This window comes from Ruegeria sp. CDSB136 (assembly GCF_059610965.1).
This window is the reverse complement of record NZ_JBXWOP010000018.1, coordinates 19,227-41,524: the sequence shown is the minus strand read 5'-3', so window position 1 is coordinate 41,524 and position 22,298 is coordinate 19,227. Positions and strand designations below refer to the sequence as shown.

Sequence of the window (22,298 nt, the reverse complement as noted above, 5' to 3'; positions counted from 1 at the left end):
GTATATATCACGAATGTGGTATTCAAATTTGAGTAGGAGGCGGCCGTGACAGATTGGTTGACCGAAGCGGGCGCAGTCATAGCTGCTATCGGAACAGACGATTTCGCCCAGACGCTTTCGAAATCTCTGCAGGAAATCAGTGGGTTCGACTATACTGTCATATTTGGGTATCTCGGATCAGCGCGCCCGATCGACCTGTTTGACGATTTCCCAAAATCGAAGCGGAAGATCATGGTCGAGGATTATCAGGAGGGTCCATATCTTCTGGATCCGTTTTACCTGGCCAGCGCAAATTCCATTGATCCAGGTCTGTACCGGTTACGTGATCTGGCACCAGATCGGTTTTATCAGGGTGAGTACTTTCGAAATTACTATGTTCAGACCGGTTTGGCCGAAGAGATTTGCTATGTAGTTGACCTGCCTGACGAGGCAACCGTTTGTGTTTCGTTGATGCGGGCCGAAAAGGCTTTCAGTGCCAAAGACTTTCGGGAACTTGGAAAGGCTTGGCCGGTGGTCAGTGAAACCTGCAGGCATCACTGGAACGGACTGGCCGGAGAGTTCGGGCAGAAACCGGCAAACACGCGCCGCAGGGGGCGGGTGCTGAATGTGGACGAGGCCTTTGAAAAGTTTGACGAAGGCCTGCTGACGCCTCGCGAAAAGGAGGTTGTCGAGTTTACTCTCAAAGGCCATTCCGCTGACGCCGTTGGCCGAATACTGGGTATTTCTCCGGGAACGGTTCGTATTCACCGCCGGAACATATACTCCAAGCTTAGAATCCGGTCTCAGGGAGAGTTGTTTTCACGGTTCATCGACGCGCTGTTGGGGCCGGAGGAAAAGTGAAGCCTTCAGTGACGTGCCGCTTGGCGCTTTCCAGAAACCGTTCCCGGCGATGGGATGTTTGAGAGGCATAACTATTGCGCTTGCTGGGCCAGAATGGTTCCCGGCTTGTCAAAGCAACTGAGCCACCACATCTTCCGCCGCTCGCAAACCTTCCAGGTGGGCGCCACTGACAGAGCATTGTTGGTTGGGATGTGTCGCTTCGCCAGCAAAGTGGACCCATTCTGCATGGGGTTGTCGCAAAACGGCACGTTGGCCATAGCCCCCCGGCTGGGATCCTGCGTAAGACCCAAGCACGTATGGTTCATGTCGCCAGGCGGTTGCGTGTCCCTTTATGAATTTTTCTCTGATGGCCGAGCCGAAGAAACCAACCAGCGTCTCAAGTGCATGTTCGATGGCGCTTTCAGGTCCTGCGTTCTGCAAGTCTCTGGAAAGGCTTCCGGAACTTTCAAAGCTGGTGAGGCCGGTGCTTGAGATGTTGCAAAGAAAGCCGCCACCGCGGGCCACTCCGGACGCGTCGGGTTCTAAGTGGTAGGTCAGCCATGTGTCGGGTTGCACGGGTAATGCACCGGGGTGAAAAAGAAGGCCTGCGTGATTGTAGTCTCCCATTGTAATGAGTTCGAGCGCTGCGCGCCGGTCGGATTCAAGGGGAGGATCAAAACGGATGACGTCTTCGGCCAGCACCCCGACGGATACTGTTACGACGACGGTGCGCGCTTTGGTTTTGCCAGTCGCCGTCGTTACCTGCACACCGTCACTCAGGGCTTCGATTTCTGTGACCGGACTGGACAGTTTGATCGGAAGACCCTGCGCCGTGCACGCGATGAGGTGCCCGAAACCTTCACGGCAAAACCAGTCGTCGCCCCCCTCCCAGGCAACGATGTCTCGCAGGGAAGTGTCCGGCAAATCCCTGGCAAGCGACAGCGCGAATGTCATGGCTGCCGTAAATGACCAAGGTCCCTTGTCTTCCCAGATGTCAGCCAAAGACCGGTCGGTTGGAACTCCGGTACTTGTTTCAATTTCCGCATCGATGCGCGCCGCTTCAGCTATGTCTTTGTGGATGTCCTCCACTTCGTTCCAAAGGACGGCATCATTTTTCAGCCCGTATGTCATTGCGTTATCCGGGGCTGCATAAAGGTCAAGGCCAAGCGCAAGACCCGGCGCTTTCAGAGCGTTGGCATGTTCGGCGTGCATCCAATGCGCCCCCACGTCGAAAGGGACGCCAAAGATTTCAGTATCCGTGTGGGTGCGCCCCCCGACGCGGTTCGATGCCTCGACACAGATAACTGACAAACCTGCCGACATCAGGGCCCGGGTCGCTGCGATTCCCGCTGCGCCAGCGCCCACAACGACGACGTCATAGTCAAACGCGTTCACTTTGTTTCCTCCGGCGGATTGAGTGGCTTGTAGGCTGAATTCAAAGATTGCACTTCGATTGCTCGCCGTTGCGACGCCCACCAATCATCAGAATCTTTCTGAGGTGAGATCTTAATCGCAGGCGTTATCATGCCTCAGTGCATCCATCTAAAACGCCAAGCATTTCTGGTACTGAAACCCCCTCGTAACGGGCCAGATCAAGCGGGTCTTCGGCGTCAAACTTGCTGCACCTCCGGTAAATTTCCAGCATCTCGGCAGAGATTCTGCCGTTCTGATAAAAGTACATTGCGGCCGCATACCTTGTGGCACCGGAGCCTTGGACTCCGACTTCCGTCACAAGAAGTTGCTTTTGAAGTTCTGCTTCCGACATAGAACGCGCCCTTGATCACGTATTGGGCACAGCCGACATGGCGGTATTGAGCGACATTACCTCATCTTCACCTGGCGCGGTTTCTGAATTGTAGACGGGCAGTATTTTGCGGAGGTGGTCGTGATGTGACCGGACACCATATTCGAGATCCGAAAGGTAGAAACCCTCGAACGATTCCGAAGCCATGGATTCGTTCGACCAGATCGTCAGTTGAATATCTTCCTCCACGGTTTCGCGATCAATCCGGGCGGCGAGATACCGGGCTGCCCTTTGTTGGCGATCTTCGTGCGGATTTCGATATGTTGCGCTCCGCAGCACGGACTTTTTCGTCGTGATTGGAAACTCCTGATAAAACAACATTGTCTCGGGAGTGACAGCAATTACTGCGTTAGGGAAAATGCCATAGTAGAGCCAGGTTTTGTGCAAGTGTTCGGGCAGGTGGGGCTGGGGCTTTGTGAACTTCTTGTAGTTGCGAACAGCCCATCTACGCCCTTTTGTCGGTGTGAAACTTGCATCAGAGCGTGAGACTCCATCGACATATGGTTCGTCGGAATAGGTTGAACCGTACAAATCCTGCAGGGCAGGGTGCGCAAGCGGAACATGGTACCCTTCGTTGTCCACGTCTCTGATTGATTTCCAATTGACCGGTGTCTCCTCTGTCCAAATCCCGTCTGTCGGAACATGTTCGGCCATTTTGTAGGCTGAGATTTCCTGTTCAATCGGGGCCAGAAGTTCCGCCACGGATGGCTGGGGGCCCGGTTTGAAGCGGATAAACACAAGGCCGTGCCAGATCTCCATTTCGAGTTCTTTCAGGCCGAACTTTTGCTTGTCCAGGTCCGGAAAGGACTCTGGCCGGGCGGCACCACGCAGCGTTCCATCAAGATTGTAAACCCAGCCATGGAATGGGCAAACCAAGGCGTTTTCACACTTTCCTTGATCTTTGGGCACGAGCCGTGATCCGCGATGACGGCAAACATTGAGAAACGCTCGAATGTCCGAATTGTTGTCTCGTACGATCAGTGCACGCTCGCCGCACATGTCGAAACAAATAAAGCTGCCGGATTCCGGAACGTCCGAAACGTGACATGCTATTTGCCAATGGGTTTTGAACAGGTTGCTCTTTTCAAGGTCCAGAAGAGCGGTGCTGTGATAGCACCAGCCCGGCAGTCCACGTCTGTCCCAATTGGCTGGAACTTCGATGTTCCGGGGTTCGTCATGCATCAGTTCAATCCGCGTAGTTTTGACTTGATCAGCCAGTGTTTTGGTCAGTTCGGCCAAACCAAGCCTGCGATCTTGGTTTTCAGTAGGATCAGCCATCGTTCGATTGATTGTAGATTTTGCCCAATTTGGTCCGTTCGTCAATCATTTCTGACTGAATAGTCATTCAAAATAAGATTCAAAATGGTTCCCCGCGACCCAATTGAGTTTGATGCACGCGCGGAAAGTTAGAAAGTTTTCTGTTGATTAAGCGACTTGTAGGCTTTTGATCAAAATTGGATTAGCTTTGCTTGACAGCGGCGATTTCATCAGACTACCGTTTTGAATGGCCAGTCAGATAAATTCATGATGATTGGAGGGGAATGGGGTGCAAGATGAGCAAACCTGTCAAAAGGGGGTGCTCATACAAACAGTGTTCAGCAGACAAAGTAAGCAAAATTGCTGCAGCCACCACTCAGGGAGAGGAAGCGAAATTATGAACTCAATCAGGAAAGTCGCCGGGGTTACCGTTCTCGCAGTAACGGCTACTGCAATTTCCGGATCGGTACTTGCGCAAGAGCGCGTTTTGAAAGTCACAAACTGGGGGGAATACATCGCTGAAGACACGATCGAGAACTTCGAGAAAGAGTACGGCATCAAGGTAATTTACGATCCGTACGACTCGGCTGAAGCAATCGACGCCAAGCTGCTGGCAGGAAACAGCGGCTATGATGTGGTCAGCCATGCAGGCAGTGATACAGCGCGGCTGATTAAGGCCGGTATTGTCGCGGAGCTTGATTTATCGAAGCTGGACAACGTTCAGCACATTGATCCGGCTATCATGGAGCAACTGGCCAGTGAGTGGGATCCAGGCAACAAGCATTTCATTCCGTATATGTGGGGAACGCACGGGGTCACTTATAACGAAGAATTGGTGAAAGAGACGTATCCGGACGCGCCCATCGGTTCGATGGACATGGTGTTTGATCCCGTGCACATGAAAGAGCTGTCCAAGTGCGGTGTTTCTTTCCTGGATTCTCCGGGCGACATCATACCGATGGCTTTGGCGCACATGGGGTTGGATCCGAATTCCACGAACGCAGAAGACTATGAAAAGGTCGGAGAAATGCTGGCCGCAATCCGCCCGTACATCAAAACCTTCGACAACTACGCGTACCAAAGAATGCCTCAGAAAGAGTTCTGCGTCTCAACGACTTGGGGACCGGATGGCCTTCTTGCGATGTCCGGGGCAGCCGAAGCCGACACTGGGGTTGTGCTGGACTTCTTCCTGCCTGAAGGCGAACGCACCGCGCAGTTGTGGATTGATGGTTGGCTGATCCCGGAAGACGCAGCCAACAAGGAAGACGCGCATCTGTTCTTGAACTACATGATGCGCCCAGAAGTTGCGGCCAATGACAGTAACTTCACCTGGTATGCGACTGCCAACCTGTCAGCCAAGCCAATGGTTGACGAAGCCGTCACATCCAGCCCGGCCGCATTCCCGACGTCTGATCAGGTTGCCAAGATGTACACAACTGCGGTTCTTCCTCCCAAGGTCGAGCGTTTGCAGACCCGTACCTGGACGGACTTCAAAGCCGGTAACTAATCCACTCTCACCGGCAAGTGCAGTAGCGAACCTATTCGGATCGCTACTGCACTTCGGATCCATACAGGCAGACTGCGAGGCCCAAATTGACCGTTTCCAAAGCTGTCAGTGCAGCACCTTGGCTAGACCAAACAGAACAACAACCATTGGTTCAGATCAGAGGTGTGACAAAGAAGTACGGTGAAGTAACGGCCGTCGATAACGTCGATCTGGATATCTACAAGGGTGAGTTGTTCTGTCTGCTGGGCGGATCAGGGTGCGGAAAGTCCACTCTGCTGCGAATGCTCGCGGGATTTGAGGATTTGAACGCCGGCTCGATCATCATTGATGGCGTCGATATGGCTGACGTTCCTGCCTACGAACGCCCAACCAACATGATGTTCCAAAGCTATGCGCTGTTTCCGCATATGTCTGTCGAAAAGAACGTATCTTTCGGGTTGGAACAAGACCATGTCCCAAAATTAGACATAGCCGACAGGGTGCACGACATCCTCAAGCTTGTCGAACTGGAAGACTTCAAAAAGAGAAAACCCAAGCAATTGTCAGGCGGGCAACGCCAGCGCGTTGCGCTGGCTCGTGCGTTGGTCAAACGCCCAAAGCTGCTGCTTTTGGATGAGCCTCTGGCTGCGCTTGACAAGAAGCTGCGCAAGCAAACGCAGTTTGAGCTTGCCAATATTCAGGACAAGGTCGGTGTCACGTTTATTGTGGTGACCCACGATCAGGAAGAAGCGATGACGTTGTCGTCGCGTATGGCGGTCATGGACGCCGGGCGGTTCAAGCAGATTGGAACGCCGACAGAAATATACGAGTTTCCCGCGTCTCGCTTTGTCGCCGACTTCATCGGGTCAGCCAATATTTTTGAGGGCAGGGTAACCGAGGAAGGTGCAGATCATGTTCGGGTCGAGACTGAATTCTGCGAGGTTTTCATAGATCACGGTCACTCCGTGAAAGTTGGCAGCAAGATCTGGGTGGCTTTGAGGCCCGAAAAAATCCGTCTTTCGAAATCCGATGAAGTTGCTCCAGGCCCCAACCAGACATCAGCCATCATCGACGACGTGGGTTATTTAGGAGAGACGTCGATCTACAAGGTGAGGCTTCCCAATGGGGAGATATTTGATGTCACCAGGCCCAACCAGTCACGCCCAACGCATGCCACGCAGCGCATTACGTGGGAGGACAAGGTGAATATCAGCTGGGATCCGTCCAGTGCCATGTTGCTCCACTCATGACGGACTTCACGGGAGATAGGTCTGAACCGTTACAGGTTGAACGACAGCCGATGCTTGGTCTCTTTATGCGGCGCTTGCAAAGCAAGTGGCGACAGATCGTTACCGTCATACCGTTCTTCTGGCTTCTGGTTTTCTTCCTGGCACCGTTCTTTATTGTCGCCAAAATCAGCTTGGCTGAACTTGCCATTGCAAGCCCTCCATTCACCAGTTTGATCGAGTGGTCGGACAGCGGGATCATGACGATCCGTCTGGTGTTCGACAATTTTATCTACATCTGGGAAGACAGCCTTTATTTTGACACCTACGTCAACTCGCTCAAGATTTCGGTGACATCGACGTTCCTGTGCCTGTTGTTTGGCTACCCCATTGCCTATGCAATCGTGCGATCAGGCCCAGTCGCCAAGCCGCTATTGCTTTTCGCAATAATCCTGCCGTTCTGGACGTCGTTCCTGCTGCGCGTCTACGCGTGGATGGGATTGCTTGCAGATCAAGGTACAATCAATAACCTGTTGATCGCAATTGGTATAATCGACGAACCGATCCGGATGCTGTACACGGAATTCGCTGTCTATATTGGCATCGTCTACACCTACATGCCCTTCATGATCCTGCCGCTCTACGCGAACATGGAAAAGCTGGATGACAGCCTGAATGAAGCTGCAGCGGACCTTGGATCCCGGCCAACGAACACGTTCTTCAAAATCACGTTGCCTTTGACGATGCCCGGCATCATCGCGGGCTCATTGATGGTCTTCATTCCTGCGACCGGGGAGTACGTTATTCCCGATCTTTTAGGGGGTGGAAACGTACAAATGATTGGCCGGGTTCTCTACAACGAGTTCTCCAGAAACAGTGATTGGCCGGTTGCTGCTGCGGTTGCAATTGTTCTGCTGGTTATTCTGGTGCTGCCCATCATGGTGTTCCAACACTACCAGGGCAAAGCGTCGGAGGAGCAATAGATGTACAGCAAACGCTCCCGATTCCTGACGATCATGCTGACACTGGGTTTGGCATTTTTCTATATCCCGATGATTTTGCTGATCATTTATTCGTTCAACTACTCCAAGCTGGTTCCGGTCTGGGGGGGATGGTCCTTACGATGGTACAAGGAGCTATTTCAATCTGCAGAAGTCTGGAGCGCGGTTTCCCTTAGCCTTCAGATCGCCGTTGTAAATGCAACCTTTGCAACAGCGCTTGGTACGCTTGCAGGTCTTGCGATGGTGCGATTTGGCCGGTTCAAAGGTCGGACTTTGTTTGGCGGCATGTTGGTTGCGCCCTTGGTGATGCCCGAAGTGATAACCGGATTGTCCTTGCTGGTTTTCTTTATTTCACTGAACCAGCTAATCGGATGGCCCGCCGAGCGCGGGTTCGCGACGATTACGATCGCGCATATTACTTTTTCGATGGCCTATGTCGCTGTGACAATACAGGCGCGATTGACCGGCGTGGGGCAAACTCTGGAAGAAGCTGCTGCTGATCTCGGTGCCAAGCCTTTTAAAGTCTTGACTGCAATCACCATTCCTCAGCTGACACCGGCCCTTATTTCAGGTTGGCTGCTGGCGTTTACTTTGTCTCTCGATGACCTGGTCATAGCCAGTTTTGTTACAGGTCCGGGGGCAAATACCTTGCCAATCCTGATCTTTTCGCGCATTCGACTGGGCCTCAGGCCGGATATCAATGCGCTTGCGACTATAATGATCCTCGTGATCGCTATTTGCGTCGCTATCGCAGCTATCGTTATGTTCCGGCAACAAAGGGCGGATCTGCTGGACAGACAAATGGCTGAACGAGAGGAAGGATAAATTGGAGTCGCACGAGCTTCAGAAAAAACGACGCACCGAACCTCCGGAAGTTCGCCGCCTGCAGTTGATAATGGCGGCCATAGACTCGATTTCGAGGCGCGGGTTTTCTGACACAACGCTGAAACACGTGACCGAAGCTGCCAATCTGTCCCATGGGGTTGTGAATTACCATTTCGACAGCAAGGAAGCATTGTATGACGCCGCGCTGGGTTTTCTGGCACAAGAGCACTACGAAAACTGGCTAAGGTATTATGACGACGCGGAACCTACGGCCGCGCATCGGCTCGCGGCTATTATCCGCGCGGATTTTGACAAAAGCATCTGCACACACAAGCGCCTAGCGGTTTGGTTTGCGTTCTGGGGGCAAGCAAAGTACCGTCCTAATTACCTGAAGATTCACAATAAATTTGACAACGAGAGATACGATCGAATTCTGCATCTATGTGGAGAGTTGATCGCCGACGGCGATTACGACGATCTTGCGGCCGAAAAAACAGCCCGAGCTGTTGAGGCAATGTCTGACGGCGCCTGGCTCAGCCTGATGTTGTATCCCAAGGTGGCTGACCGGCGAGAGTTCAGGGATGTTTGCCTACTTTCGCTGTCGCGGTTCTTTCCAAAACACTTTCCGGTTTAAACCGCAATACCCTGTAATTGTGCTTCAGCACTTTATCTTCTTCATTTGGGGGTCGTAGAGCGGCTTTAGCGAAGCAATGGCGTCGAATTTCTCGTCGGCAATTTCGATCTGCCAGTGTCCCTTTGCGACGATGTCTGCCGTCAGCGGTTCTTCAGTCTCGGCAAAACCAATCCCGACAGCCGCGCCAAGCGTGTGTCCATACCCGCCAACCTGAATGTACCCGACTTCCTTGCCGTTCAGATAAATCATCTCGTTGCCATACATCAGGGGCTCAGCGTCTTTCAGCAGAAACTGCAGCATTCGGTTTTTGGGTGTGCCTTTTGCATTTATCGCAGCCAGCGCTTCCCTGCCGATGAAGCCTCCGGGTTTGTCCAGCTTGATGGCAAAACCAAGCCCGGCCTCAATGGGGTTGTCCGTGTTGTCCACATCGATTCCGAAATCACGATAGGCCTTCTCGAGTCGCAGGGAGTTTAGGGTTTGCATGCCCGCGTTTCGAACCCCCAAGTCACGACCCGTTTCCATTATCAGATCGTATGTCTGAACGGCCTGAGTGGCAGGCACATGAAGCTCCCAGCCCAGTTCGCCGATAAAGGTCACGCGAAAGGCCAGAACAACGGCATACCCGACGTCAATCTCTCGGGCCGTCATGAATGGGAAACCTTCGTCCGACAAATCAGCGCCGGATATTCTGCTCAGAAGATCGCGTGACTTTGGGCCGTGAACGTTGATTTGGCAGCGCGCGGCAGTGATGTCTGTGATGACCACATTCTCATCGTCCAGAATGTGCCGCCGCATGCGCATTTCGGTATGACCTGCCGAGTTTTCGCCGACAATAATCCAGTACTTCCGCTCGGACAGTCGAGTAACCGTAAGATCGGCCTCAAACCCACCTTGTTCATTCACCCAGGCAGTGTAGACCACGCGGCCGGGTTCAAAATCAACTTCATTGCAGGAAAGGCGCGAGAGAAGTGCGCATGCATCTGGACCTTCGACGCTGAAACACGCCATTGATGTCATGTCCATGACGATGACATCCTCGCGAGCTGCCTTGTGTTCTTCGGCGTGCCATTCAAACCAGTTTTGGCGATACCAACTGTATTTCTCGACCTTGGCCTGTTCCGGTGTCGGGGCAAACCAATCAGGTTGTTCCCAACCACTTCCTTCGCCGAAAAACGCCCCTGCATCCTTCAGGCGGTCATACAGCACGGAACGCTTTACGTTTCTGGCCGTCTTGTAATTCTCATTGTGGTAGTGCTGGCCAAAGAGCTTGCCCAGCAGCTCCGGCGTTCTGTCGCGCCGGAACGCCGGTGTGGCCATTTCACGCGAAAAGCGATTGACGTTGATGCCCGTGACATCGATTGGGGGCAAGCCATCCACAATCCAATGGGCCAGAACCATACCCGTACCGGCGCCATTGAGGATGCCCAAAGAGTTCATCCCGCATGCAACCCAGAGGTTGCGAAGTTCCGGTGTCGGGCCAACAAGCGGTGCAAGATCGGGCGTAAAGCTCTCCGGTCCGCAGAACAGTTTCTTGACGCCATAATTCATCGTGTCCGGCACGCGCGAATAGGCTTTTTCGAGGTCGGGGCCAACACGTTCCCAGTCTGGCTCGATCTCTCCGAATTGCCATTCGTCGGGGATACCACCCAGCTTCCACGCCGCAGCACCTGGTTCGAAAAGACCCAACATCATCCCCCCAACTTCTTCGCGGTAATAAGTGTACGTGGAAGGGTCTTCGAGAACGGGCAGATCGCGGGGCAAGCCCGGGATGCTCTCGGTAATCAGGTAGTAGTGCTCAGCCGCCTGAAGGGGCAGGTTGACGCCGTGCTTGGCCCCCAACTGGCGAGACCACATGCCACCGCATATCACAACGTTTTCAGCCGTGATGGCGTGACCGTTCGCAGTGCGGATTCCAGTCGCGGTGCCGTTCTTGACCAGAATCTCTTCGACCCGAACACCTTCGAAGAAGCGGGCGCCTCTGCTTCTGGCCCCCTTTGCCAGCGACATTGTCACGTCCACCGGGTTGGCGCGCCCGTCCTCGGGTATCAGGAACGCACCAACGACGTCCGACAGGTCACCAATAGGGAACAAATCCTGCGCTTCTCTTACTGAAACTTCGTGATTGTTTATCCCGAAGCGGCGCATGAAGGCTGCGACACGGCGCATTTCATGCAGGCGTTCTTTGTTGGTCGCAATCTGCAAATATCCAACGTCCCGGAAACCTGTGGAAATACCGGTTTCTTTCTCAAGGTTGGCGTATAGATCGCGTCCATGCGTGTAGATTGCACATTCCGCTTCCGACTTGAGCAGGCCGGCCACGATCAGGCCCGCGGCGTGCCAAGTCGTTCCGGATGTCAGTTGCCCCTGCTCAAGAACCACAACATCGGTATGGCCAAGTTTGGTCAGGTGATAGGCCGTATTCGCGCCAATGGAACCTCCCCCGATGATGACGGTCCGGGCGTGCGTCGGCAGGGTGTCAGCCATGGCGAGAATGTCCTTTCTGGGCGTTCATTTCCTCGCATATCATTCATGGCGTTCAATGTCTACTGACTGAATGATCATTCAATAGTTGATTTTGAGCATCGCCTTCCTATCTGGAAAAAGGCTTGTCAGGGCAGCGCGATCAGGCTTCACTGTGGCGGTGAACTGGCAATCAGATGCGGGGGAAGCTTATGTCAGACGATATCCTTTACGACCGTCAGGTGATCAACTTCCTGGAAGAGCTTTGGGGGGAGGGGTTCCTTTCGCCAGGAGGCCCTGAGGAAGTCGCTCGCGTTGTTGAGGGTATCGATCTCAAAGGCAAGCATATCCTTGATATTGGATGTGGTTCAGGGGCAATTGCAGTGCTGATGGCGCAGGAGTTCGGCGCGGGGAAAGTGACAGGCATAGATGTGGAGGCTCCCGTTTGCGCGGCGGCGAGAGAGCGAGTGAAGCGGGCCGGTTTGGAGGAAAAGGTGGAAATCCTTGAGGTCACTCCGGGCCCAATGCCTTTCGAAGATGATACTTTTGACGTCGTGTTCTCAAAAGACTCGATCATCCACATTCCCGACAAGGCCGCGATGGCTGCCGAGGCCTTTCGGGTGTTGAAGCCGGGTGGTCGGTTTGCCGCTTCTGACTGGCTGACCAATCATGACGGGGACATGTCACCTGAGATGGCGCATTATGTGAAGATGGAAGCTTTGGAATTTCAAATGGCGTCGCCTTCCAAGTATCGCACCGCGATGGAGGCGGCGGGCTTCGAAGGCGTGGAATTGGTCAACCGCAATCCATGGTATGCGGAAGTTTCTGCTGGGGAACTTGCGGATTTGACCGGGCCGAACCGCGCTAGCTGGGAAGCCCAGCATGGTGCCGAGTTTATCGAACACCAAATCGAGATCTGGGACGCGATGCAGCCTGTGCTGAAATCCGGAGAGCACTGCCCGCATCACATCCGAGGTCGAAAGCCAGCATGACTTGGCCGGCGCCAAGTCCTGGCGACGTGGCCGCTATTCGCAGTAGTCCTTGCTGACCTGCACCATTCCTGCCTCCATGATGTCGAACATGTCGTCGATCTGGGAAGGGGTGATGATCAGAGGAGGAGAGAACACGGCCATGTTTCCGAATGGTCGCAATAGCAAACCCAACTCTTCGCACGCGTCGTCCAGTTTCTGCCCAAACTTGACGTGTGCTTCATAGCTTTCGACCTTCAGCCCGGGGCGGCATTCGATACACCCCAGTAGACCGTCGCCGCGCACGTCCCCGACGATCGGGAACTTTTCCTTGATCTGGCGCAGGCGTTCTTGAAATTGCGGTGTTACGCGTTGAACGTGCCCAAGAATATCCTCGCGCTCCATGATCTCGATGTTTTTGATCGCTGCAACACAGCTCACCGGGTGCCCTGAATAGGTATAGCCATTGTAGAAGACATCGCCGCCCGGAGCGTCAGAGATGCGTTGCATTACTGCGTCCGAGATGATGCAAGCGCCAAGTGGCAGATACCCGGAGGTCAGGCCTTTTGCGCATGTAATAATGTCAGGGACGATGCCAAAAACGTCTTCTGATGCGAACCAATGGCCCAGCCTGCCAAAGCCGGTTACGACCTCATCCGAGATGTATAGAATGTCGTTTGCACGGCATATTTCGAGTGTGCGCTTGTGGTAGCCCGGAGGCGGGACAATCACGCCGCCAGAACAGAGGATCGGTTCGGCGATAAAGGCGGCAATATGGTCAGCACCGACCTCGGCAATCAGGTTTTCAAGGTCCGCGACCTTGGCGTCGCACCAGGCATCGACACTCATTCCCTCGGGCCGGTGGTAAGGGTTCACGTCGGGTAGGAAACGCACCAAATCCTGCGCCTTTTCAAAGCTTGTTTCGAAGCGTTCTTTCCCGGTGACCGTTGCAGCCAGAAAAGTCGACCCGTGATAGCCTTTTTCCCGGCCGATCACGATTTTCTTTTCTGGTCGGCCAAGCCTCTTGTTCATGAAAAGCGCGGTTCTGAGCGCGGTATCGACAGCCGTGGATCCGCCGGTTGTAAAGTGCACTGTATTCAGGTCGCCTGGAGTGCGCTCGGCGATCATCCGGGCCAAAACGGCCGCGGGCTCAGTCGTAAATGACCAGGGCGACGCGTAGGGCATCGTCATGACCTGCTGCGAAATGGCATCGGCCATCTCCCGGCGGCCGTAACCGATCTGTGTGCACCACATACCGCCCGGGCCATCGATATAGCGCTTTCCGGCAGCGTCCCAAAGGTAGATACCATCCGCTGTGTTGATCCGCATGTACTCATCGGACCCAAAGCCTTCGGTCCCTGCCCAGGGGTGTAGGTGATGGTCGCGATCCCAGGTGACAAGATCGCCATCGGTTGGAGTGTTGCCAAGTGTGTTCACGTCTTCTTCTCCTTTAGGTGCGGGCGGGCGGTGTCGCACGTGCGCGCGGCGGTGCGAAAAAGGCTTTGGTGACGGGCGTGAGACGCGCCATTCTGGTATCCCATTTGCCTTCCTGCAGTGTGTAGATTTCCGCCATCAAACTGGATGAGCGGCTTGCATCCGGCATACGAACATGTGCCAGTGCGATGTTACGTTTGGCGGTGGGGGACCAAATTCCGGAGGTCACATGCCCAACCTCTTTTTTGCGTCGGTTGTAGATCAATGACCCTTCCGAGGGTTTGAAGCCTTCGACATCGAAACGCATGAGGAGGCTTCTGGGAGCATCGCGTTTCGACAGCAACGCACGGCGACCATTGAAGTGGTCTTTCTCGAAGTCGACCAGCCGTCCTAGGCCGAGTTCGAATGGCGTTTGGCCCCGGTGCAACCGCTCGGTCGCATGAACGGGCTGAAAGTCCACCCCTGCGGTCAGAAATCCCGCCTCGATGCGTGCGATATTGACAGCTTCGTACCCAATGGCGCGCAGCCCCTGATGCAAGCCACCTTTCCAAATTCTGTCCCAGAGATCTTCTGCCTTGTCCCAGTCGCACCAAAGCTCATAGCCGAGGTCACCGGTAAAGCCCGTCCGTGAAATCATGAGGTCAGGTTCGATCTGGACCAGATCGAAAGGTTTCAGCGCGCCAACATCTAGTCCCGCAGCCTCCAACACCGCATAGGATGTCGGACCTTGCAACGAAAGGCCGGCAACACTGTGAGTTTCATCCCGAACCGCAACATCGAAACCCCATGCCGCGTCCAGCAACCACGTCAGCATCGGTTCCTGACAGCACAAGCGCCAATCGTTGTCGCCGAGATGGAAAAGAGTCCCGTCATCGATGACCATGCCCTCTTCATCGCACCAGATTGCGTATCCAACGCGGCCCGCTGCGATCTTGCGGACGTCACGCGTGACCAGGCGATTGAGCATTGCGGTCGTGTCAGGACCTGTCAGCCTGTATTTGTGCATCGGTGAGATATCGAACACAGAGGACTGATTGCGCAGCGCGAAATACTCGAACTCGACAATGTCGAGAACTCCGGGGGCAGCGTAACCCGCCCAGTCATACCAGTTTTGAGCGCGATTCTGCTCTTCGAGCTTCTTGTGAAAGGCGGCGGGGATTAAGCCAAGTTTCGGGTCGGTGAAGATGCTCATGGCTGCTCCTCCAGCGCCGCCAGGGCCGCATTGCGACCGGCGAGGCCCATGACATCGCCTCCGGGGTGGGTTCCAGCGCCGCACAGGTACAGCCCCTTGGGGCCCATGGAGTAGCGGCACATTCCGTTTGCGGGGCGAAGTGTCAGAAGCTGGTCCAGAGACATTTCCGCATGGTGCCAGTGGCCCCCGGGCGCTCCGGTTGCGCTTTCGATTTGATCCGGTGTTATGACTTGTCTGCCTGCGATGTGATCCTTCAGGCCGGGCAGGGCGCGGCCCAGTGTATCTACGGTGATTTGCGCAAGCTGATCTTTCGCGGCTTCAGTCCAGCCGCCTTCGAGGTCGGATGGCGCGTATTGCACTATGGTCGACAACCAGCCTGATCCATCGGCTGTCTGCATCTTGAAGGCTTCGATCACCGGGGCCTTGGACATTTGTCGATATTTTGCTGGATTGAACGCAGCTTCCACGTATTCTGCGGAGGGGGCATAGATCAGACGACTATTTGCCAACCCTTCAGGCAAGCCGGGCAGTGGCATGTTGTCCTTTAATTTTAGGTTGACCTTGGCTGCTGTTCCTCGTGCCCGGATGTTCCGAATGCGCCGCATCGTTTCGATGTCAAAAACAGATGGCCCGGTCATACGGCTTGTTGGCTTAGGTGCGAGGTTGCTCAGCACGAGAGGTGCGTTCAAAGTTTGCCCATCAGTGGTTATGACGCCAGAGACGGCATCCTTGTCCACGAGAACGCGGGAAACCTCGGTTCCCGGCATCAGGACGCACCCCGTCTTTAGCGCTGCTTCAACGATTAAATCTGTCAGCGCAGACACTCCGCCCGCAGGTTGGGTGATGGTGCCCCCGTGACCCATCCGGTAGATCAGGTTGAACACGGTTCCCGGAGATCTTGGACCGGCGGCTGCCCCCCAGATTGCATCAGCAGCAAGCATCCCAGCCACCGGTCCGTCCGACAAGTCATCAAGGACAATGTCATAGACATTGGACAGAACGACCTGCAGGAAGCGCCGCATTTCCGATTTACCCAGCCTTTTCAGTCCGATGCCCAGTTTCGCCAGGCGCAGAACCTCAGCCATTCCGCCCCGCGAAAGCACAACTTTGTGACCGCCGGGTGGTGGGGCTTCGGCGAGTTGGCGTAGCAAGCCCCCATACGTAATCAACTGTTGCGTCAGATCAGACCAGGCTTTGGAGTCCGGGTGCGCTGTCCCGTCACTCCAGCAGACGCCTTCGTCACTGAAGACGATGTGCCGACCATCTTCAGCCAATGAGACCCAGGAGGTCGGTTTCCCGGCCAAAACAGGGTGTTGCAGGTCCAAACCGATGTCACTCAGGGCGCGCGGGCTGAGGTTGTAAAGCGAGTGGGCCAATGTTGGGCCCCCGTCCACGGAGTAGGACGCCATTCCGCCAAAACTGTCAGATTTTTCAATGATGCAGACATTCTTGCCGCGCCGACCGAGAAGCGTTCCGGCAATCAAACCGTTGACACCACCACCCACGACAATTGCATCAAACTGGTTCATGCGGCATACCCCTTCATTCGGCCATGCCGTGTTTCGTTCCTCAGGATTGCGCGGGCCGCGTTGGCGCCGGGCGCACCCATAACTCCGCCACCCGGATGTGCGGACGAACCGCACAGATACAGCCCCTTGATTGGCAGGTTGTACTGAGACCACCCCGGGACCGGGCGATTGAAGAAAAGCTGGTCAAAGGTCAGTTCGCCTTGGAAAATGTTGCCTTCGGTCAGACCGACCTCGCGTTCGATTTCCAGCGGTGAACGGACTTCCATGTGCACAACGCGCTCGCGAATGTCAGGGCAAGCCACAGCCATCTGGTCCAGTACAGTTTCAGACATTGCCTTGCGCTGCAGGTCGTCCCAATTGTCTGCCGACCGGACGCCGTCCACGTCCAGATCATACGGGGCATACTGAACAAACACCGTCATCATATGCGCACCTGTCGGAGCCATCGTTGGGTCGATCTGGCTGGGGATCAGCATGTCGATGTACGGCTTTTCCGACCAGCGGCCTACCTTCCAATCATCATAAGCCTTTTCCAGTTCAAAGAGGTTCTGCGACACATGCAGATCGCCCCTCAGAAAACTGGTGTGCTTTGGTGCAGCGGGGAAGTTTGGAAAGCGGTCAAGGGCGATGTTGAGTTTCGCCGAAGACCCGCGAATTTTGAAGTTCCGCACCGCTTTGGTGAATTCATCCGGCAGATCGGCCGCATCAACGTGGTGTAAAATGGTGCGCTTGATATCCATGTTGGATGCGACGACGGGGGCATGGAAAACCTTGCCGTCTTCCAGCGCCACGCCTTCCACGCGTCCATCTTTGCTCAGGATTCTCTCGACCCCTGCACCCGTGTGGATCGTACCGCCGTGATCTTTGAATGAGGCCGCAATGGCATTCGAAATCGCGCCCATGCCGCCGCGGGCGAAACCCCAGGCTCCGATGCCACCATCGATATCGCCCATGTAGTGGTGCAGCAGAACATAGGCGGTTCCGGGCGAATATACCCCAAGACCAGTGCCGATAATACCCGATCCAGCCAAATGTGCCTTGATCAGGTCGTTCTCGAAATGCTCATCCAGAAAGTCGCCAATGGACATCGTCCAGAATTTCAGCGTTTCTCCAAGTTCGCGACGTCCCAGTCCGTGGGCCTTTTTGACTAGGTACGCCATTTCACCCAGGTCACGTGGGCGGAGCGAAGCAGGGTCCGGTGCGTCTAGAAGCAGAAACGGGCGGATAAAACGGCATTGCCGCATAATGGCTTGTGAATAGCCGCGATAGGCGTCTGCATCACGTGCAGAATGGCGCGCCATCTCGCGCTTCAGGGCGTTGTGATCGGAGTAATAGGCGAAGTAATCTCCGTCGCGTGTGAAGCTCGCACCACCTTCGTAGGGGATAACCTGAAGCCCGTATTTCGGGAGTTCGAGGTCTCTGGCGATTTCGCGCCGCAAAAGAGAGCAGACATAAGAGCAGTTCGAATAAGTCCAGCCTTCGTGCAGCGAACGGCTGACTGCTGCACCACCAATCCAGTCATTCTTTTCGACGACCAAAACACGCATGCCCGCACGGGACAAATAAGCGGCGGCTGTCAATCCGTTGTGACCGGCACCGGCCACAATCACGTCGTATCTGTTCTCAGTCGTCAAATTTTTCATCCCTTTCCTATCCGTTTACAGACCGGACATGATTCCGTAAAGTTTATTTGAGCGCTCAAATAAATTTTAGACCATTGACGCGTGTTTTTCGCGCACTGTAGATGGCGGTAATTGTAGGAGGAGCGGCAATTGGTCGACGCAGAGCGGAAACGCCCCCGCAAAGAGCGGAAGGAAAACGCAGATCGCCGCCGCCGGCAGTTGCTGGACGCGGCGTGCCGTTCCATACTGGCGCATGGATTGGCGAAAACGACACTTGCGACGGTCGCGTCCGAAGCCGAGCTGTCTCAGGGCGTTGCAGCCTTTTATTTCAAATCAAAGGGAGGCCTTCTGACCGAAGCGCTTCGCGACTTGTACCGACGCTATGAGGAGCACTGGACGGTCTCTCTGGAACAGGCAGGGGATAAGCCAGCGGAAAAGATAAGGGCACTCATCAAAGCGGACTTCCACCCTGATGCATGTGGTCCGAACGTCCTGCCTTTGTGGTATGCGTTTTGGGGGGAACTCAGATTCCAGCAGCACTATGATGAGGTTGCGGAACACTTTGAAGCGCGGCGGCGCGAAACTTTGTATGCGATCTGGCAAGAATTGCTGGCCGAGGATGATGTTGCCTCTCCGGGTCAAATGACGGAATGGATGGAGACGCTGACGGATGGTTATTGGCAGCGCCTGCATCTTGCGCCGGAAAACCTGAGCCGAGAAGAGGCGGAACAAGCTGCGTGGGGATGCCTCGTGCGCTTGGTTCCGGGCCTGCTGACTGAAACGCCATAGCCACTTTCGGCTGAGAGGCCCCGATGTCATGACGCGAGTGCGGATCTCACAACAGCCGCTGCCGCCCAGGGCTGCGATAGTGCAGGAAGCGCGTGATGTTGCGCGACTTGCCCTGCCAATAGTCATTTCCCTTGCCGCCGCTGCTTTGATCGGCGTTGTGGATACCGTGATGGTGGCCCCATTGGGAACGCTTCCTCTGGCAGCAGTGTCGATCACGGCCTCGGTACTGATCATCTTTTACTCTGCGCTTTATGGTTTTGTGTCCGCAATTGGCGTGCGAATGGCGGAAGCCTTCGGCAAGTCCAGCGAGGAAGGGCTTGCTTCGGCCACAACTGCCGGGCTTTTGGTTTCTCTGCTCGTCGGGGTTGTCGGTGCGAGCGTAATGATCTGCCTGAAACCGGCTCTTTCCTGGATTGGACAGCCCCCGGAAGTCGTAGGCCTGCTTGGCGGCTACTGGAACGCGATGAGCCTTCTTCTAGTCCCATTCACTGTTTTCTATGCGTTGAAAGCCCTGTTTGACGCCATGAACCAACCTTGGATTGGCGTTGGGCTTGCGTTTCTTGCGGTCGGTTTCAACATTCCTTCGAATTATGTGTTGATCCACGGTGTTGCTGGCTGGCCTGGTCTGGGTCTTGTTGGGGCAGGGATCGCAAGTCTGTTGTCTCAGACGGTGCCTTTGATTGCGGCATTTGTGATTTTGGGCGCAAGGAAACGGAAATGGGACCTTCTGAGGACCGAAGGTTTTGACTGGTCTGAGTTCAAGGCGCAGATCAAAGAAGGGATCGTCATCTCCGTCGGTTACCTGGGGGAGGGGGCCGCTTACGCCGTAGCAGGCCTGATGCTTGGGTGGTTCAGCGCCGCCGCGCTTGCAGCACATCAAATCGTTTCTGCGGTCAGCGACGTTATTTACATGGTGCCGTTGGGCGTTTCGATTGCAATCTCAATACGCGTGGCTCAGACAATCGGTGCCGGTGATAAGGACAGGCTGAAGCCAATTGTATTAGCGTCGCTTCTGGTCGTTGTGAGTTGGATGACAGTCGTTATCCTGGGTATTTTGGTTGGCCGTATTCCTCTGGCGAACAGCTTGTCAGATGATCCGAATGTCGTTTCTCTCGCGATTTCGATGTTCCTTGTGATCGCCGCAATGCAGATCGCAGATGGCGTTCAGGGGACAATGCTGGGCGCATTTCGGGGCATGATGGACAATCATGTTCCGGTTGCCATTACCCTGATTGCCTATTGGATCGTTGCTTTGCCGCTTGGATATGGATTGGGCTTTTGGCTCGGGTTCGGACCCAACGGTGTTTGGATTGGGTACGGCACGGGCCTCTCACTGGCCGCGATCGCATTGACCTATCGCTTCTTCTCCAAAAACCGTTAACCAACGCGGTTTTCTGTCTCAAAGACCCAACTTGTCCAGGAGTTTCAGGCGCAGGATTTCTGCTTCGACAAGGGTCTCTCGGGCAAACGAAAAAGGTAGAGGTTTGAGGGGGGTAACCGGAAACTCAAGCTCATCGACTTTGATCCCGGCCGCCCACCGGGCCAGGACCCGCCCCATTGCGGTGGCGATGGCAACGCCGCGACCGTTGTAACCCAGACCTGTCATTACGCCCGGGGTGAGTTCATGCAGGTGGGGATAGTGATCCCTCGTCAGCGCCACATACCCGCCCCACTCATATTCCCACTGAACTCCGGACAATTGGGGGAAAAGTTCAACGGAAATGGGTTTCAGTCGCTCAATTTGTTTGATGGTGGAATTGTCATAGTAGGTGCCGCGACCGCCCATCAGGAACCGGCCGTCTGCATCTTGCCTGAAGTACAAAAGAAGGCGTCTTGCGTCGGACAAGGCGTTGCCTTCTGGCAGAATTGTTTGGCGGATATTGTCGGACAATGGCGCCGTCGCCACCTGAACTGACCGAACGGGCAGGACGGATTGCGCCAGGCGCGGATGCAGATCACCAGAATAGGCGTTCGTGCAAATCAGGACCTTGTCCGAAAAGACAGCTCCGTTAGGTGTCTCAACCCGAAAGCGACTGCCCTCTGACGAGAGCCGGTTGGCGGGCGTTTCTCCGAAGATTTCCACGCCAATGCGACGGGCTGCTTCGGCCAGTCCAAGTGCATAGTTCAGTGGGTGCAAAACTCCGCTGCGTCGGTCCAGAACTCCACCCAGATAGGCTTCTGTCCCGGTCAGACGCTGCATTCCGCCTTGATCAAGCTGAACCATGCCGCCGCCGTGATTGTCCCAATCCTCAGCAAGTTTGTGCAATTCGTTGAGTGTTTTGGTCGTATGCGCCGCGCGCAGCCATCCCGGGCGGTTTGCATCGCACCTAATGTCGTGCCGAGCGATCAAATCGAAAACAAGATCGGCCGCGTCACCGGCCATTCGGATCATTCTGTTTCCCCAGAAATCTCCAAACTTGGCCTTGATGCCGGTTGGCCCGTCCTTGAGGCCTACATTGATCTGCCCACCGTTGCGCCCAGACGCGCCCCAGCCCGGGTGTTGGGCGTCGATCAGAACAACTTTGATGCCTTCCTCGGCCAGGTGAAGGGCTGCCGAAAGGCCAGTGAATCCGGCACCAATCACCGCTACGTCTGATTGTCGCTCGCCAGTGAGTGGCGGGTATTCGGTTGAATAGCCTGCCGTTGCTGACCACAGGCTGTTTGCAATGACGGGGTTTTCGTTGCGGATCATCTATTGGCCTCGCGCGCTTGCCTTGCGGGGGGAATTGCATAGGTTTGGCGGGTGACGCCTTTCCGGACAGTATGTGAAGAATGCCTAGACTTTTGAACCAATTCGAACTGAAACCAGCCGTCAACCTCGACGCGTTCGAGCAGGCCTGGAACGCGTTTGTCGGACATTTGGTCGCGACGGGTCTGGCAACGAACGGGACGCCTTTGTGTAAACGCATTCCAGCAAGCGGTTACGATACCGACGAACAACGTGACCATTCGCTTATGGCTGTGATCGAGTTCAGGGATCAAATGCAGGCCGACGCGGCTTGGTCCGCCATCGAGGATCGCATTGAGCCACTGGGAGAATTGCATCGCAGTGTTATTTCTATGGTGCACGACCCGGTTTTCACCTTTTGGTCGGAGCTCTAGATCCATGATTGCAAACATTCCTATTGTTTTCACATCATTTATCTTCGTCATTGAATGATTATTCAGTCAATGGCATAAACTTTGAGAATGTCAATCAGCCTCTTCCTGATAAAGCGGGGCTGGGGGGGCAAAGCCGATAACGAACTTGAG

The 22,298-nt window shown here is 54.9% G+C and carries 19 protein-coding genes; 10 read left to right on the top strand and 9 right to left on the bottom strand.

Annotation, left to right across the window (positions count from 1 at the left end; translation table 11 throughout):
- The first annotated feature begins 45 nt into the window (after positions 1 to 45).
- Positions 46 to 840, top strand: a complete 795-nt coding sequence (locus AC2FIR_RS18215) for a helix-turn-helix transcriptional regulator (RefSeq protein ID WP_496744314.1) — start codon at positions 46 to 48, stop codon at positions 838 to 840.
- 108 nt (positions 841 to 948) lie between these two features.
- Here the strand turns inward: AC2FIR_RS18215 and AC2FIR_RS18210 are convergent, their stop codons facing one another.
- From AC2FIR_RS18210 to AC2FIR_RS18200, 3 genes are all read right to left on the bottom strand, one after another.
- Entirely contained in the window at positions 949 to 2,214 is a 1,266-nt protein-coding gene (locus AC2FIR_RS18210; RefSeq protein ID WP_496744316.1) for a flavin monoamine oxidase family protein, read from the bottom strand.
- Between the two features lie 127 nt (positions 2,215 to 2,341).
- Positions 2,342 to 2,584 carry a hypothetical protein gene (locus AC2FIR_RS18205; RefSeq protein ID WP_496744317.1) on the bottom strand — a complete coding sequence of 81 codons (243 nt, stop codon included), beginning with the start codon at positions 2,582 to 2,584 and terminating at the stop codon, positions 2,342 to 2,344.
- Between the two features lie 15 nt (positions 2,585 to 2,599).
- Positions 2,600 to 3,901, bottom strand: coding sequence for an aromatic ring-hydroxylating oxygenase subunit alpha (locus AC2FIR_RS18200; protein ID WP_496744319.1), 1,302 nt, complete (start codon positions 3,899 to 3,901; stop codon positions 2,600 to 2,602).
- Between the two features lie 376 nt (positions 3,902 to 4,277).
- On the opposite strand from AC2FIR_RS18200, the gene AC2FIR_RS18195 reads away from it, so the two are divergent.
- The 5 genes from AC2FIR_RS18195 to AC2FIR_RS18175 all read left to right on the top strand — a co-directional run bounded on the left by AC2FIR_RS18195 (position 4,278) and on the right by AC2FIR_RS18175 (position 9,052).
- Positions 4,278 to 5,387: an extracellular solute-binding protein gene (locus tag AC2FIR_RS18195; protein WP_496744321.1), complete on the top strand. Its 1,110-nt coding sequence runs from the start codon at positions 4,278 to 4,280 to the stop codon at positions 5,385 to 5,387.
- Between the two features lie 164 nt (positions 5,388 to 5,551).
- On the top strand, positions 5,552 to 6,616 hold the full coding sequence (locus tag AC2FIR_RS18190; protein WP_496744323.1) for an ABC transporter ATP-binding protein: 1,065 nt from the start codon (positions 5,552 to 5,554) through the stop codon (positions 6,614 to 6,616).
- Between the two features lie 50 nt (positions 6,617 to 6,666).
- Complete coding sequence (locus AC2FIR_RS18185) at positions 6,667 to 7,575, top strand: ABC transporter permease subunit (RefSeq protein ID WP_496762869.1); 909 nt, start codon at positions 6,667 to 6,669, stop codon at positions 7,573 to 7,575.
- On the top strand, positions 7,576 to 8,418 hold the full coding sequence (locus tag AC2FIR_RS18180; RefSeq protein ID WP_170614538.1) for an ABC transporter permease subunit: 843 nt from the start codon (positions 7,576 to 7,578) through the stop codon (positions 8,416 to 8,418). It begins immediately after the preceding gene.
- Between the two features lie 70 nt (positions 8,419 to 8,488).
- Positions 8,489 to 9,052: a TetR/AcrR family transcriptional regulator gene (locus AC2FIR_RS18175; protein ID WP_496744326.1), complete on the top strand. Its 564-nt coding sequence runs from the start codon at positions 8,489 to 8,491 to the stop codon at positions 9,050 to 9,052.
- A gap of 24 nt (positions 9,053 to 9,076) precedes the next feature.
- On the opposite strand, the gene AC2FIR_RS18170 is transcribed toward AC2FIR_RS18175, so the two are convergent.
- A complete protein-coding gene (locus tag AC2FIR_RS18170) occupies positions 9,077 to 11,536 on the bottom strand; it encodes a GcvT family protein (protein ID WP_496744328.1) in 2,460 nt (819 codons plus the stop codon).
- 188 nt (positions 11,537 to 11,724) lie between these two features.
- Between AC2FIR_RS18170 and AC2FIR_RS18165 the strand changes: the two genes are divergently transcribed.
- A complete protein-coding gene (locus tag AC2FIR_RS18165; protein ID WP_496744330.1) occupies positions 11,725 to 12,504 on the top strand; it encodes a class I SAM-dependent methyltransferase in 780 nt (259 codons plus the stop codon).
- A 33-nt stretch (positions 12,505 to 12,537) separates the two neighbouring features.
- On the opposite strand, the gene AC2FIR_RS18160 is transcribed toward AC2FIR_RS18165, so the two are convergent.
- Genes AC2FIR_RS18160 through AC2FIR_RS18145 form a run of 4 tightly spaced genes read right to left on the bottom strand, consistent with a single transcriptional unit; the run spans position 12,538 to position 18,278 of the window.
- Positions 12,538 to 13,917 (bottom strand): aminotransferase, encoded by a 1,380-nt coding sequence (locus AC2FIR_RS18160; RefSeq protein WP_496744332.1) that lies wholly within the window; start codon positions 13,915 to 13,917, stop codon positions 12,538 to 12,540.
- 13 nt (positions 13,918 to 13,930) lie between these two features.
- The gene (locus tag AC2FIR_RS18155; protein ID WP_496744334.1) at positions 13,931 to 15,106 is read right to left on the bottom strand and encodes an aminomethyl transferase family protein; all 1,176 of its coding nucleotides are present in this window, start codon (positions 15,104 to 15,106) and stop codon (positions 13,931 to 13,933) included.
- Positions 15,103 to 16,635 carry a phytoene desaturase family protein gene (locus AC2FIR_RS18150; protein ID WP_496744336.1) on the bottom strand — a complete coding sequence of 511 codons (1,533 nt, stop codon included), beginning with the start codon at positions 16,633 to 16,635 and terminating at the stop codon, positions 15,103 to 15,105. The genes AC2FIR_RS18155 and AC2FIR_RS18150 overlap by 4 nt, the downstream gene beginning before the upstream one ends.
- Positions 16,632 to 18,278 (bottom strand): phytoene desaturase family protein, encoded by a 1,647-nt coding sequence (locus AC2FIR_RS18145; protein ID WP_496744337.1) that lies wholly within the window; start codon positions 18,276 to 18,278, stop codon positions 16,632 to 16,634. The genes AC2FIR_RS18150 and AC2FIR_RS18145 overlap by 4 nt, the downstream gene beginning before the upstream one ends.
- A 129-nt stretch (positions 18,279 to 18,407) precedes the next feature.
- Here AC2FIR_RS18145 and AC2FIR_RS18140 point away from each other — a divergent pair, with 129 nt between their 5' ends.
- Positions 18,408 to 19,046, top strand: coding sequence for a TetR family transcriptional regulator C-terminal domain-containing protein (locus AC2FIR_RS18140; protein WP_480912769.1), 639 nt, complete (start codon positions 18,408 to 18,410; stop codon positions 19,044 to 19,046).
- A gap of 79 nt (positions 19,047 to 19,125) precedes the next feature.
- Positions 19,126 to 20,427 (top strand): MATE family efflux transporter, encoded by a 1,302-nt coding sequence (locus AC2FIR_RS18135; protein ID WP_480912770.1) that lies wholly within the window; start codon positions 19,126 to 19,128, stop codon positions 20,425 to 20,427.
- Between the two features lie 18 nt (positions 20,428 to 20,445).
- Here AC2FIR_RS18135 and AC2FIR_RS18130 read toward each other — a convergent pair whose 3' ends face one another.
- Entirely contained in the window at positions 20,446 to 21,738 is a 1,293-nt protein-coding gene (locus tag AC2FIR_RS18130) for an NAD(P)/FAD-dependent oxidoreductase (RefSeq protein WP_496762854.1), read from the bottom strand.
- 80 nt (positions 21,739 to 21,818) lie between these two features.
- Between AC2FIR_RS18130 and AC2FIR_RS18125 the strand changes: the two genes are divergently transcribed.
- Positions 21,819 to 22,148 (top strand): DUF6614 family protein, encoded by a 330-nt coding sequence (locus AC2FIR_RS18125; RefSeq protein ID WP_321253932.1) that lies wholly within the window; start codon positions 21,819 to 21,821, stop codon positions 22,146 to 22,148.
- Positions 22,149 to 22,298 lie beyond the last annotated feature (150 nt).